Raw genomic sequence first — 13,465 nt, 5'->3', positions numbered from 1 at the left:
CGAGTTATCTCTTTTTGAGTCATGTTGAATGTCTCCTCTCGCATACCTGACATTTTATCAGAATAAATTCAACATGACATTATCACAGAATAACAACAATTTTGAAAATTATTGTGTTGACTTTTACCATATTATTGCCTACAATAAGGTTAAGTTAATAGACTGCTTAAGGTGCCCATTTGGGAGAATAGGGAAGTCCGGTGCAAATCCGGCGCGGTCCCGCCACTGTAAAGGGGAGCTGCTTAAAATATCCACTGGTAAACCGGGAAGGTTTAAGCAGCTGTGAACCCAGCCAGGAGACCTGCCTTAAGAGCTTGATTTTCCGGGGATGATGGTAAAGTCCACGGTCTAATGACAAATTAGACTGTGGACTTTTTGTTTTCTCCCAAAATCGCCTTTTGCAAATTTTAAAAATATGAAAGGATGATTTTTTATGGAACAACAAAAAACAAAACGACTTGCACTAACAGGTATGTTTATCGCTTTAAGTGCCGTGGGTGCCCTTATAAAAGTGCCCAGCCCTACAGGTACGGTAGCTTTTGACTCGGCACCCGGTTTTGTAGCTTCTCTTTTGCTAGGGCCCGGTCTTGGAGCATTATCCGCAGCCCTTGGCCACCTTTTTACAAGTCTTTTTGCAGGATTTCCTATGACATTTCCCATTCATATTATTGTGGCTCTAGAGATGGCGGCATTTGCTGCAATATATGGCTATCTTGGGAAAAAGAATTTGCCTTTGGCAGTGGTAGCAGTTTCGATTTTAAACGGAGTTATAGCTCCGGCAACATTTATAGTTTTTCCTCAGTTTGGAATGGCATTTTTTGTATCTATGCTTGTTCCTCTTTTGGTGGCCTCTGCGGCAAATGTCATTGTTTCGGCATTGATATACAAAGCTATCTCCGGTACAATCAAAACAGGTGTTTCTAACAATTAATTTGAGTTTGAGGTTATTGTGGAAATTTTTAAATTTACAGCAGCATACAACTTTTTTATCATAATCAGGAAACAAGATATTTATATTTTTTAGACCAAAATTGACTTCTTGCAGTGCAATCAAGTTTAAGCCATTTCTCTTATCCGCTGTAATGCATATTAGTTCATAAAGATCAAACAAAATATGGAGGTTAGCGCTCAAATGCACAAGAATGATTTGATAGCACCAAATAGGGACGTAAGTTTTATAAAGTTAAGCGAAAGCCTTTATATGGTAGTTGCCTGCGATTCTTGCGGCGGGGCCGGTGAAAAAGAAAAAGATGTGGTCAAAGTTCCACCGTATATTGTAGGCAGGCTTACCAGCCGAGTTGCCTTAATGGAGACCTTGTCAGTAGGAGCTGCTCCAAAGGCTTTAACTGCCGCAATTTGCAATGAGCCTGACCCAACCGGCGAAGGCATGCTATCAGGCATAAGGGAAGAATTAAAAGATATATCACTTGATTTGCCTCTAGTTATTAGCACGGAAAAGAATATGAAAACATATCAAACAGGTTTAGGAATTACCATAATCGGAATTGCAGAAAAACAAAACCTGCGTGTAAATAGAACAATGGCAAATGATAAGCTGTACTGTGTAGGTGTACCTAAGGTAGGTAATGAAATCTATCTGGATGATACTGAAATTGCTACAAGTTTGCTTGTAAAAGAACTGCTTAAAGTGCCTGATATCCACGATATAATCCCCGTAGGTTCAAAGGGAATAAAAGGTGAGGCCCAAATGCTAGCGGCGTTTTTAGGATTAAAGCTAGACTGGAGACCAAATCTGCCTATTGACATACAAAAAACCGCTGGACCTTCTACATGTGTGCTGGTAACAAGTCCTGTGGAGCTTAGGATATCACAACCCCAACCTGTTTGGCTGCTTGCAAAATTTATTCAATAACAAAAAATAAGGGGGCGGTTCATTCAAATGTCTGAACCGTCCCCTTAATTTACTCAAAAAGCACTCCCGCACCTACAGTCCCTGGACCTGTATGGACTCCTATAATAGGCCCTACCTGTGTAAATATTTTAGTTTTAATTTGCAAAGCATTTTCCAGTGCTTCTTTAAGGTATAAACCAGCTTGTTGAGCTGCACCGTGAGCTACCACAAGACTCTTGTACTTTCTGCCCTGCGCCATATCTTGAAAGGCTTGCACAATGCTGTTGATAGCTCGCTCCTGGCTTCTAGCTTTGCTGTAAGTGTGATATATACCATCATCCCCTACTCTAACCACTGGCTTTATGTTCAAAAGAGATCCCATCATACCCTGAACTTTCCCAATTCTGCCGCCCTTCTGCAGATATTCTAGCGTATTTAGTGTGAAAAGTACTTCTACATTCTTCCTTACTGTCGAAAGGCCTTCCACAATCTGTAAAGCACTCAGACCTTCTCTGATACTCTTGGCTGCTTCTACTACCATAAGCCCTATTCCCAGGCTGATAGTCTTGGAATCTACTATGTGAATTCTCTCGCCGAACTTTTCTTTAGCAATATTGGCCGAATTTAACGTTCCGCTTAATCCCGATGAAATATGTATAGATATTATTTCATCATATTCTTCAAGTAAATTACGATAAATACAGGCAAAGTCCTCAGGTGAGGGTTGGGATGTGGTAGGAAGCTCCTTTGCCTGTGTCAAAAGCTCATAAAATTTATCGCCGGCAATTTCATAATCTAAATACTCTTCATCTTTAAATCTTATCTTCAAAGGAACTACATGAACGTCATATTCTTTTATAATTTCTTCTGTAAGGTCGGCTGTGCTATCCGTTACTAAAGCAATCCTATTCATTTACATCCTCCGTTTTGACTTGTTTGTAAAAACGCCAATGCTCAATGTTTATTATTTCGCTAAAAAATGATAAAATCCTCTATTATATTATATTTAGAAATTAAAACTTCTCAAGGCCAAAATATTATAGAAAAATCAGAGAGCTTGACATGTAAATGGTAAAAGTTTAGTATTTAGTAAAGCAATCATATTAATAGATGGAGGTTTTAGAATGAGTAAAGCAAATCCCACGAGAGATGAAGCTTTTGAACTTTTAAAAAAGTATAATTCAAACGAGGCTTTAATTCGCCATGCTTTAGCTGTTGAAGCGGTCATGCTACATTTTGCAGAAATATTTGAGGAGCCTGATAAGGAAAAATGGGGTATCATAGGCCTCATCCATGATTTGGATTATGAGATGTATCCTGACCAACACTGCCAAAAGGTCCGGGAGATACTTACAAAAGAGGGTTGGCCGGAAGATTATATAAGAGCTGTTCAGAGTCACGGGTGGGGAATTTGCTCAGATGTGGAGCCTGTCGAAAAAATGGAAAAGGTCCTTTACACCATTGATGAACTAACCGGCCTTATCACGGCAACAGCTCTGCTGCGTCCCAGTAAAAGCATATTGGACCTTCAGACAAAGTCAGTCAAGAAAAAATGGAACCAAAAAAGCTTTGCGGCAGGAGTTAATAGGGAAGTAATCGAAAAGGGTCTAGAGCTTTTAGGCCTTGACAAAGATTTTGTAATTGAGGAAACGATAAAGGGAATGCAGGCGGTCGCGGAAGAAATCGGCCTCAAGGGAAACCTGTAATTAGTGTTAATAGAGTGGGTTATTTAGGCCCACTCGCATTTTTTTGTAAATAAATTATTTATTTCTTTTTCAAGAAAATCCTTGACTTCAAGCAGTGAACTAAATTCTTTAAATATAAGCCTTCGGACTTCCTTAGAAGGCGTCTTTAGGTCTGGAACACAGATGGGATACATTTTTGCTCGCAAGGCAGCCTTCAAGCCGTTTTCCGAATCTTCCAATACGATGCACTCATTAGGTAAGCAATTTAACCCTTCCGCCGCCTTTAAAAATATATCCGGTTCAGGTTTACCCCTTGAAACATCGTCCCCGCAAACTATCAAATCAAACCTGTCTTTTACATTAGCGAACGACAGGCATTCTTCGGCCTTTTTCCTGTATGTAGAAGTGGCAACCGCTTTTGGAATAGATGCCTTTTCAAGAAAATCTATCAATTCGTATAGGCCTTCTTTAACCGGAAGCCCATTTTCCTTTATATATTTATCAAAATACGCTGATTTAGCTTTTCGAATTTCAAAGTAAGGAAAATTTTCACCTAGGCATTTCTTGAAATAAGTTACGGTATCTCTAGCATCTAAGCCTGTTGCTCCTATAGTTATGTCAGGAGTAATCTCATACCCAAAATCCTTTCCGGCTCTTTCCCAAGCCCAAACAGTTAGTCTTTCCGTATCAAACATCAAACCGTCCATATCAAAAATAACCAACGACAATTTTTCCATGCTTTATGATACACCATCCCTTATTTCTTTAATGCTTTCAATAAACTAAACTCAAATTTCACTTTAACAATAAAAAAGTATTATGTCAATCAGTTCAATTTTTGCACTTTTACAAAACTACAAAATATCAATAGCTTCAGTCTAATAATATAAACAGTTAATAAAAAATAGAATTATGTACTTCATAAGTTCACGTAGCCTCGTTTTATTTTTTTTTGTAAAAACTAAAGTAATAAAGGAACGTGTAGTTATTTTATGATAATGTTATATTAAATTTATTCTGATAAAATGTCACCTATGCTTTCCAGAGTATCGATGGCCCTTTTCCTCTCTTTGAATTTTTTATCCAACTATGGAGTGTGTTGAAATGTATACCTCAATTCCGAGCACAAGCATTAATACTCATACTTATAGGGGATTTTATCTTAACTAGTTTCTAACTGGAAACCAAGTTAGAAACTTTATTGAAAAATATTGTTGCGATATTTATCAAAAACACTACTCTAGTGGCATTCTTACTCTTGTCAGTGCAGACTGGTGTATTGGTAAAAAAATGAAATCGAATGGTACTATATATATCAAAATCGACAAGAGTGGAGATTCCCTCTTGCTTGTGGATCTGAAAAAACTTGCCAAAGCCTTTGTTCTACTGCAAAATATGGTCGTACTTTTCATACCTTTTCGAAAGATAATTTACGCTTGTTTCCCAAAACACCTAGGTCTTCAGATGTTTAGAAGTTTACTTATAAACGACGTACTTCTATTGAGCGTTTTAATAAGCGAGAGAAAATTGATTATCATTTGGAAGTCAGTAGGCATCGTTCTACTAAAATGTAGTATATCCGTGTTTATTGCATTATAGTGTGTCAGCATATTGATGCTTGTACAGTAAGCAAAATAGAATGAGCTGTTTACCCTGTCGAAAAAAATCAGGGAGAACAGAGGTTTCTTAGAAGGGTTGTTGAAAAAGGAAAGACGACTTTCCCAATACAATTTTTGGAATAACTCATGTAGATAATATCGAAGATGTAAAATTATTGAACGATGAACTAGCAAAATTATATCAATCTAAAAGAAAGGATAAAAATTAATTTTAAAAGAAATAATCATTACTAAATTAATTTATACTTTAATTTAGGTCGTCCAACTTTGCCATAGATTTGTTCTTCCAATAAACGATTCTGCTCTTTCAGATACTGAATATATCTATGGACCGTTTGATAAGCAAGACCTGTATTTTGTGATATAGTATTAATACTTACATACTTATTTTTCACAGTAGCCAAATAATCCTCTATAATAGCCAGAGTGCTTTTGTTAATCCCCTTATCAATATCATCTGCATTTTTCCCTATATATTCCATCGTGCTTTTAAGCCTAAGATGAACTTTAATCCGTGCTATAATGTCTGGAGCTTTAATGGGTTTTAATGCAAAATCATTGGCTCCAGCTTCCATAAACTTATCTGCTACCATTTGATCCTCTTCTACTGTTAAAACTATTATTGGGACATCTTCAGCTATTTCTTTTATCATTCTTACCCCTTGAATACCATTAATTCTAGGAAGATGGTAATCGATTAAAATGATATCCGGTTTTACACCTTTCAATTTTTTGATACCCTCAGATACACTAATGGCTGTTATGGGTATCCAGCTTTCATATTCACATATAGCCGACATGGCATATAAAATCTCTTTATCATCATCAATAATTAAAATCTTGGTGTTTTTCATTGACCTATTACCTCCGGCAAAACCAGACTTATACAGGTCCCTTTCTGAGGCATACTAATTATTTCTACTTTACCCTGATGTTTTTCCATGGTCTCTTTTATAAGGCCAAGGCCAAAGCCTGTAGACTTTTTAGTACTAAAGCCTCTCTCCCATACAACCTTCATGTTTTTTTCATCAATTCCAATACCATCATCAATTATATCGATATAAACCTTGTTATCACTATTATATACCTCTATCCAAATATTGCCATCTTTCTTGTCTATAGCATCATAGGCATTATCTAAAGCATTTATTACAGCCCGACATATTCCTATCTTATTAATATTAACTTTGCTGCTTTTTGCTTTATTAATATATTTTATTTTGCTCGCATATGGAAAGGGAGATATTTGAGAGAAAGTAAATTCCATAAGTTCTTCAATAGTCACTGAATTTTTTTTATCTTCATATAATATTTCAGAAATCATATTACTAAGACGGTCTATAGAATTTTCAATTCGTTTTAGATAGGATAGTTTTTTTGGGTTTTCCTCCATTAGCTCAATTACACTTACCAATGCCTGCATCGATGTAAGAGGTGTTTTGAGATCATGCACAAGGTTTTTAAGTTCCATATAGTTTCTAGCTTGAAGGGCTTCAAACCTAGTTTTCGAAAGTTCCCGTTCAATCTGTTTGTTTTTATCCATTGTAATAATCAATTTATGCTCATCACTAATTAGCTTTACAATAAGTAAAGCGCAGGAGGTAAATATAGCAAAAAACATAACTGATGTCATAGTCAATACATCAGAGCAACCTATAAATTCTGCAGCTTTTTTGATATCTTGAGATGTCTCACCTCGACCAAATTGAAAGGTAGATAGCTCTGGGATAATATCCATCCATTGAACTCCCATCAAAACAAGCACAATAACTATGGTTTTTTTAAATGTGCTTACAGTTTTCAAATCTAGTTTTTTAAGACTTATCATTATAATGACAACTATTAAAGCGGGTATTCCTAAATCATAATGAATTCCATGAACATGATTTATCATATGATATACCGTAGGAATTATGATCAACACTATGCCACTATTTATAAAGCTTAATATCTTATCTTTTAAATAGACGGCTATAGATTCAGAAATAATAAAAGTCCCTATATAATGAGGCAAACACCTTATACTATTTAAAATCACCAGCTTAAAAGCAGCTATTATGAGATCATTTTTATCTTGTTCCCTTATACTGCTTGCTAAAAGGTCATATATTCCAAAATTATAGACATTAATTATGTAGGGAGCCATAACACCTAATATTACTAAAAAAATTCCTAGGACTATTCTCTTTAAATCCCATACAATTTTGCCCCATTTAAAATTTGTAACAGTCATTCTTCTCCCTCTTCTTTTTGCCTAAAAGCAATATTGTAAGAGCACTCAAGCAAAAAGTTAAAATTGCTATTGTCGTATCATATCGAACGGTATAATATACATCACTATCCCCTATTACAATAGGCAAACTAGGGTCTACAGGTAAACCGTAATCTAAAGCAAGTTTCTTGATGTTTAGCAAGTGTATAACAGGTGTGTTCCTAAATAAAAAAAGCTGTATAAGACCTGATTTTTCGTTTATCTTAACATTCTTGTCTACTATTATACCCGGAGTAAAATTAGTAGTATCAGGACTTGTACCAAGTGAAATAATATTCCCTCCTACATTTATAAAAGCTTTAATATTTTTGCCTTTTCTTACATAAAAATCATATCTCTTGCTTATATTAACTTTTAAATTCTCCTCGGTTATGATTTCCAAACCATATCCACGAGCTCTTTCCACAATTGCATCAATAGTCTCTTTGTCCATATCTTTGCCTAAATCGCCAGCTCCTCCTCGAGAAACAGCTAAAGACCTGTTGGTGATAAGTCCCTTTTGATATAGAAGGTTTTCCATATCTATATATGTGAATTCTGGTATATTAGCTCCCCAAGTGGAAGCTCCAATGGAAGAAATTATAACCGGATTTAAATCTAAAACCTCGCTAGCACATAAGACTGCAATATTTAAAGCAGGAAAAGATCCTGAAAAGTTTACTGCAATACTATCTTTGGGTTTTAATTTTAAATTTTTCATCATATCTACTACCACTGCTGCAAAATCTGGATTTACTGATGTCCTCTTGGCTTCCAGAGATCCCGATGTTGTAGTAATGGGAGTAATATCACATCCAATTAAACCTGTCTCTTGTATATCTATTTCTTTATTTATTGGTATGTTTCTCCTCAATCGTTCGCATTTCACTTCCTCTAAACATTCTTCCATTAAAAAAGCTGCTTGTAGTTTTTCTTCGTACCATTTGTCTTTCACCTTTATGCTTTTAGTTTCTATAATACTTAAAAAAAATAATAAAAACAATGCTAATATCACCAAAATTATATCTTCAAATATTTCCTTTCTTAAACTTATCATGGTAAAATCCCCTTTTTCATGATTACAACTCCTAGTTTCACCATACAAGCAGCTATTATCATGGAAGCAATAGTCCTTATAACTCCTTGCCGATCCATTTCCTTTGCTAACAATCCAGGAACTATGTAACCAATGGAAACAATATCAAATGGTATAGAAAGATAGTCTATAATACCTTTAAATAAAGCTTTTAGAACAAAACTTACTATTACCATTACAGCAAACTTCCTTTTACCGTATAATATCGTATATTCAGATAAAACATTAACTAACCCAAGGGTGATTAACCCAAGAAAAAGTGTAATTCCTATTTTCTGGGGTTGGTTTAAAAATAAAGCAATATATCCAGGCACTACTATACCCCCAGGAGATATCCCAGTTATTTCGTAAAATAATATACTGATTACTATACCAAAAATCATTAAATCATAGGTCAAGAGGCTTCCCCACTTTCTGTACATAGCCTAATATCTTTTCCCCACATCCGTGGACATTTCCTATACCAAATATAGTTGTAGGTTCTCCTATTTTATAAAAGTCTAGTTTTTCAATATTTAAATACTTTATTTGTTCTGGAATAAATCCATTTTTTATCAATTTCCTTCTTATTAATTGTTTATGAGACCCGCATAGCCAAATTTCATTAGGTGATAGTCTTTTTAATATATCTATATGTTGCAGTGATCTATATGGCCTATCTCGCCGATTATTTAATAAGGTAATAAATCTTTGCTTTGCAAAAAATCCTTTTTTATCCAAACAAAGATATGTCTTTACCGTTGACTCAGGATCGTTTAAGGCAAATCCATTTATAAATAACACCTCTTTTTCGGAATATGTATAGAATTTATATATTTTCAAGACGCCTGGGTCTTTTTGGTAATTACTCATACCCTCTAAGGCTTTTTGCTCGTCGACCCCCAAAATTTTACAAACTTTAAGAGCGATAGCCACATTCTCGCTAAAATCTATCTTATTATAGTTTGAATTTCCTATAGCTAATATTGCTTTTGTCCCCATAGCTTTTGCTTTTTCCCGATAGTATTCATAGAATTTTTTTTCTGCAGTAATAAAATATCCACCCCAGGGCATGGTATTTCCCATGGATACACATATATCTTCTAAGCTGCTACCCATCTCCTCTAAATGGTCTTCTCTAACATTGGTCACTACTGAAATATCGGCTCCTAATATTCTATTTTGAGATACATATTGCAGTTCTGGATTTACAGCCATACATTCGATAACGACAATTTCAGCCCCTTGTTTTTCAGCATCTTTTAGTATCTTAATCTGTTCCTTTATATTAGGACTACCACTTCGGATAATCTCCTTCTCATTCCCGTCTACCCCTATGGTTCGTGCACTAGTGCCAGTAGTTTTGCAAAAAACTTTATATCCACCAACTTTTAAAGCAGCATATATCAATCTACAGGTAGAAGATTTACCGCGTGTTCCATTTACATGAATCACATGTTTAAACTTTTTGCGTCGTTTACTGTTTTGGTTGTATTCAATCATTAGTAAAAAAATGTATACAATCGAAAGTACAAGTGTGACCACTTTCATTTAATTCCCCTCTTCTTGTAATAAATCTAAAATAGAATCTATTATAAACAAATGGGCATTTATTCGGTATTCAATTTCTTTTTCCATATCGGTCTCTATGGTTAAAACTGGTATTTTGAGGTTTTCTGATACCTCTCTATTTAAGGAACCCTTCGGTGGACAAGACAAAATATCAAAGTTATAAATATTCTTTTTTGATTCCTTGATTATTGGCAAAAGATTTGCATCAATGTCATTTATTATTATGGCATTATATGGTTTTTTGCTAATATTCATAAACTTTGTATCCCATTCGTGTAAATCTAATATGATGTCAGGACTTTGTTTCTCTATAAAGGTGTACAGCTCATATGCTAACTTTTGAGTATCAGTCCCTTGTTTTTTACCCGGAAAACTGCGATTTAAGTCTTGCATATAATAAGGATATCGAATATTGTTACTACATGCTTCTATATTAGCTTTCGGTATAATTGTTAATTTCCCTCTTTTTAGCACAAGAGTCTTAAGTTTTTCTGCAGCTTTTATGCCTGCAATTTCATTACCGTGCAGTCCTGCTATTATTAGAATATGGGGACCTTTTTGCTTTCCTTTATTATAAAAAATTTGAGTTTCCATGAAAGTGCCATCTAAAAGCGTAGAATGGTTCGATGTCGAATTAAAAATATTGATGCTAAAAGCTAGTATAGTAAAAATAGTTATCGATAAAATTAAGAAAATCTTGTTTTGAAACTTTTTCCCCTCCTTGTTTTATCGTTCTCGTTCTAAATTCTTATGCGAAACGAGAGAGAAAGCAGCTTATTGTTACCTAGCTGCTTTCCTAAAAATCTTTAATCTGCCGGGTTTAAAAATTCTCCTAATCCTTTATTGAGTAACTCATCATATGATGGAACATTTTCAATCACAATCCCCCTATCAGGGTTTTGTTCGTTATATGCCTTGACTAATTCCATTATCCCAGTTACATGTCTTCCAACTCGTTCCTCCAAAGGATGGCCATTTTCATCATAAGGGACAAAAAGTCTTCCTAATTTTGCAGCTTTAACATATTCCTTATCTTTTCCAGTGAGGACCAAGTGTTCATCAGTTCTTCCCCTAAGTCTACCCTGGGCTGCATTAGCAGTTTCCATGAGAACTGCTAATGTATCAGTATAATCCCCCAGCTCTCGATGAGTCAAACCATGAAAATTCTTTGGAGATGGTTCAAGACCCATTTGAATTCCCTTTAGTTGCAATTCTATAACTGCTTTAGATGCTATTGGCATTGCTCTCTCATGAGCTACTGTTGCATTAATAACAGGATATTCTGGTGATGCTTCATGTAAGTCAATAGTCAAGTCTATATCTTCACTGCGTATAAATTCCGCTATTCCAAAGCATACCTTTTCAGTGAAAGTCCCATCAGGTCTGCCAGGGTAAGCCCGATTTATATTTCTCGTTTCACTTCCCGAAAGCCGCTGACCTGATGATGCATGAATATAGACATCGGGATCCGGCCATTGATCCAAAGGATTTGTAGCTCTTGAACCATATCTAAACCATCGCTCTCCATGAGATGTTTTTATAGTAAATCTCTGAGGTGAACCTTCTTGGGGATCATTATGGGTAAAGGCACTATTGTTCGAGCGAGGTATAATATACATAGTCCCTTTTTGTAGCTTGGCATTTTCGATCAATGTTATAGCTGACATATATCCTGAAGGTTCATTGGGATGAGTTCCGCCTAAAACTAAAACTTTGCCTCCAGGTTCTTTACCCTTTAAAACATATATTCTAGTATCGCCATTAGTTCCTTTGAGAGGAGAAAAATATTCACTAAGCATCTTTTCTTCCACTACCCCGGAACCAGGTATTATCGGTTCCTCCTCCTTCATCGCTGAAAAAGCCTTCCCTGATATGAAACAGCATAATAAAGAAATAATTAAAAAAACAGTTGCAGTAAATTTATTGCCTTTCACTGCCTTACCTCCCTTACTATTTTATCATTTTATCATTTTATCATCAATATCCTTAAAAGCAGTGGTATTAACACTAAAGCAGCATTTGCCTGATTCTTCAAATCTCCTTCTGTAAATAAATTCCACAATGTAAATATAAGGACTATCGCTAACAAAACCCTATATATTAAGGTCATAATAACACCTCTCTTTTAGTTAACTAAAAAGGAAAACTGCTTGGCAAATATGATAAAAATCAAACCATAAACTAAAATCACTAAGGCAGGGACAAGACACTTTTTTAATATTGGTACATAATTTTCTTCATCAACAACTTGAGCTGCAAAAATTCCTGCAAGAGCTGTTGGAGGCACTAAATCCCCTAAACCCGATATAAAAGATAATGCTGATACGGTAATTATCTCATTTTTCCCTAAAAGTGCTAGTAAAAATGGAACTCCCAATACCGATGCTGACCCAAAAGACGATACAGCGCCAAAAGCCGGTATGGCCAAAGCTATTCCAACATATAGTAACGCCGAAGGCAAGCTCAGGCAATTTACTACAATAAAACCTCTAACTCCTGTTAGTGTCATAACTTGAATAAACATCCCAACGCCCATTAAAATTCCAAGAACTGGGAGTGCATCTTTTACAGCTTTTTTACCTGTTTTCAGAATATTTACCTTTTTGCCGGTAAAAAGCCCTACAATACTACCTATAGTAAATATTAGTGGCATTCCTAAATCAGGTATGACGTTAGGAAAAGCCTTAGTTGCAATCATCAGAATAAAAACTACAATCAAAGGTATAAATAGTTTTAAACTATATTCATCTTTGCTTGTAAAAAATTCAGCTGCCAACTTTTTATAGTCGAAGTCCTTCGTATGTCTTAGACCAAAATAAAGCACTGTAAATATTGCAACAGGAATTGTCAGCATAAGTAAAGGTTTTTCAAAACCGACATAGGGAATATCTACTCCTCCACCTATAATCATAGCAGGAACATTTACCGGTGGTGCAATCATCCCAAGAATTCCACCCATAGCGATAATTGCCGCAGTATCGACACGAGGTATTCCCATCATCATAAATACCGGAGCCATTAAACTTCCTGCACTTATTACCGATGCGGTAGAAGAACCTGTTATCATTCCTGGGAACATAACTACTAACATTAAAAAAATCAAAAGAATAGCAGGCCTTTTATGAAATTTCTTTATTATTAAATGGCTAAGCGCATCTAATGCCCCTGATTCTTGGATAACTCCCATAAAAATCATTGCTGTCGCAATAACTAAGATAGTATCTATATAACCAAAGGTGCCTTCTACAAGATGTCGAATGGGAATACCACTTCCATCTATTAATGTACCTGCAATAGAAGCTAATACCATAGCTATGCTAACAGGCAATTTAAATGCAAAACATCCTGCCATAAAGGTCAAAACCATTACTATGAAAATTATAAACTCAATTTGCACATCATAGCCTCCTT

Annotated in this window: 14 protein-coding genes and 1 riboswitch; of the genes, 3 read left to right on the top strand and 11 right to left on the bottom strand. The window is 35.3% G+C overall.

Features of this window, described 5'->3' with window-relative positions; genetic code table 11:
• Positions 1 to 152 precede the first annotated feature (152 nt).
• Positions 153 to 324, top strand: a riboswitch (cobalamin riboswitch).
• Between the two features lie 109 nt (positions 325 to 433).
• Both BUC45_RS00680 and BUC45_RS00675 read left to right on the top strand, forming a co-directional pair.
• Complete coding sequence (locus BUC45_RS00680) at positions 434 to 931, top strand: ECF transporter S component (protein ID WP_296969430.1); 498 nt, start codon at positions 434 to 436, stop codon at positions 929 to 931.
• Between the two features lie 201 nt (positions 932 to 1,132).
• Positions 1,133 to 1,873 carry an alpha-ribazole kinase gene (locus tag BUC45_RS00675; protein WP_296969427.1) on the top strand — a complete coding sequence of 247 codons (741 nt, stop codon included), beginning with the start codon at positions 1,133 to 1,135 and terminating at the stop codon, positions 1,871 to 1,873.
• A 49-nt stretch (positions 1,874 to 1,922) separates the two neighbouring features.
• On the opposite strand, the gene BUC45_RS00670 is transcribed toward BUC45_RS00675, so the two are convergent.
• Positions 1,923 to 2,765: a DegV family protein gene (locus BUC45_RS00670; protein WP_296969425.1), complete on the bottom strand. Its 843-nt coding sequence runs from the start codon at positions 2,763 to 2,765 to the stop codon at positions 1,923 to 1,925.
• A gap of 211 nt (positions 2,766 to 2,976) precedes the next feature.
• On the opposite strand from BUC45_RS00670, the gene BUC45_RS00665 reads away from it, so the two are divergent.
• The gene (locus tag BUC45_RS00665) at positions 2,977 to 3,558 is read left to right on the top strand and encodes an HD domain-containing protein (RefSeq protein ID WP_296969422.1); all 582 of its coding nucleotides are present in this window, start codon (positions 2,977 to 2,979) and stop codon (positions 3,556 to 3,558) included.
• Between the two features lie 23 nt (positions 3,559 to 3,581).
• Here the strand turns inward: BUC45_RS00665 and BUC45_RS00660 are convergent, their stop codons facing one another.
• The 10 genes from BUC45_RS00660 to BUC45_RS00615 form a co-directional block, all read right to left on the bottom strand.
• Positions 3,582 to 4,274 carry an HAD family phosphatase gene (locus BUC45_RS00660; protein WP_296969419.1) on the bottom strand — a complete coding sequence of 231 codons (693 nt, stop codon included), beginning with the start codon at positions 4,272 to 4,274 and terminating at the stop codon, positions 3,582 to 3,584.
• Positions 4,275 to 5,386: 1,112 nt separating this feature from the next.
• A complete protein-coding gene (locus BUC45_RS00655) occupies positions 5,387 to 6,010 on the bottom strand; it encodes a response regulator (protein WP_296969417.1) in 624 nt (207 codons plus the stop codon).
• Positions 6,007 to 7,389, bottom strand: coding sequence for a HAMP domain-containing sensor histidine kinase (locus BUC45_RS00650; protein WP_296969414.1), 1,383 nt, complete (start codon positions 7,387 to 7,389; stop codon positions 6,007 to 6,009). Before BUC45_RS00650 ends, BUC45_RS00655 begins: the two co-directional genes overlap by 4 nt.
• A complete protein-coding gene (gene pgsW / locus BUC45_RS00645; RefSeq protein WP_296969412.1) occupies positions 7,370 to 8,464 on the bottom strand; it encodes a poly-gamma-glutamate system protein in 1,095 nt (364 codons plus the stop codon). The genes BUC45_RS00650 and pgsW overlap by 20 nt, the downstream gene beginning before the upstream one ends.
• Positions 8,461 to 8,901: a poly-gamma-glutamate biosynthesis protein PgsC gene (gene pgsC / locus BUC45_RS00640; RefSeq protein WP_296969409.1), complete on the bottom strand. Its 441-nt coding sequence runs from the start codon at positions 8,899 to 8,901 to the stop codon at positions 8,461 to 8,463. Before pgsC ends, pgsW begins: the two co-directional genes overlap by 4 nt.
• A complete protein-coding gene (pgsB, locus tag BUC45_RS00635; protein ID WP_296969406.1) occupies positions 8,891 to 10,033 on the bottom strand; it encodes a poly-gamma-glutamate synthase PgsB in 1,143 nt (380 codons plus the stop codon). Before pgsB ends, pgsC begins: the two co-directional genes overlap by 11 nt.
• Positions 10,034 to 10,648 (bottom strand): succinylglutamate desuccinylase/aspartoacylase family protein, encoded by a 615-nt coding sequence (locus tag BUC45_RS00630; protein ID WP_296969404.1) that lies wholly within the window; start codon positions 10,646 to 10,648, stop codon positions 10,034 to 10,036.
• A 212-nt stretch (positions 10,649 to 10,860) separates the two neighbouring features.
• Positions 10,861 to 11,988 (bottom strand): hypothetical protein, encoded by a 1,128-nt coding sequence (locus tag BUC45_RS00625; RefSeq protein ID WP_296969401.1) that lies wholly within the window; start codon positions 11,986 to 11,988, stop codon positions 10,861 to 10,863.
• A gap of 32 nt (positions 11,989 to 12,020) precedes the next feature.
• Positions 12,021 to 12,164, bottom strand: a complete 144-nt coding sequence (locus BUC45_RS00620) for a hypothetical protein (RefSeq protein ID WP_296969399.1) — start codon at positions 12,162 to 12,164, stop codon at positions 12,021 to 12,023.
• 15 nt (positions 12,165 to 12,179) lie between these two features.
• Positions 12,180 to 13,451, bottom strand: coding sequence for a TRAP transporter large permease subunit (locus tag BUC45_RS00615; RefSeq protein ID WP_303872836.1), 1,272 nt, complete (start codon positions 13,449 to 13,451; stop codon positions 12,180 to 12,182).
• Between the last annotated feature and the right edge of the window lie 14 nt (positions 13,452 to 13,465).

The sequence above is a fragment of the Tepidanaerobacter sp. EBM-38 genome (genome assembly GCA_001896545.1).
In the GTDB taxonomy this organism is placed as follows: Bacteria; Bacillota; Thermosediminibacteria; order Thermosediminibacterales; family Tepidanaerobacteraceae; genus Tepidanaerobacter.
The sequence above is the reverse complement of the archived record's forward strand: the minus strand, read 5'-3'. Positions and strand labels throughout refer to the sequence as shown.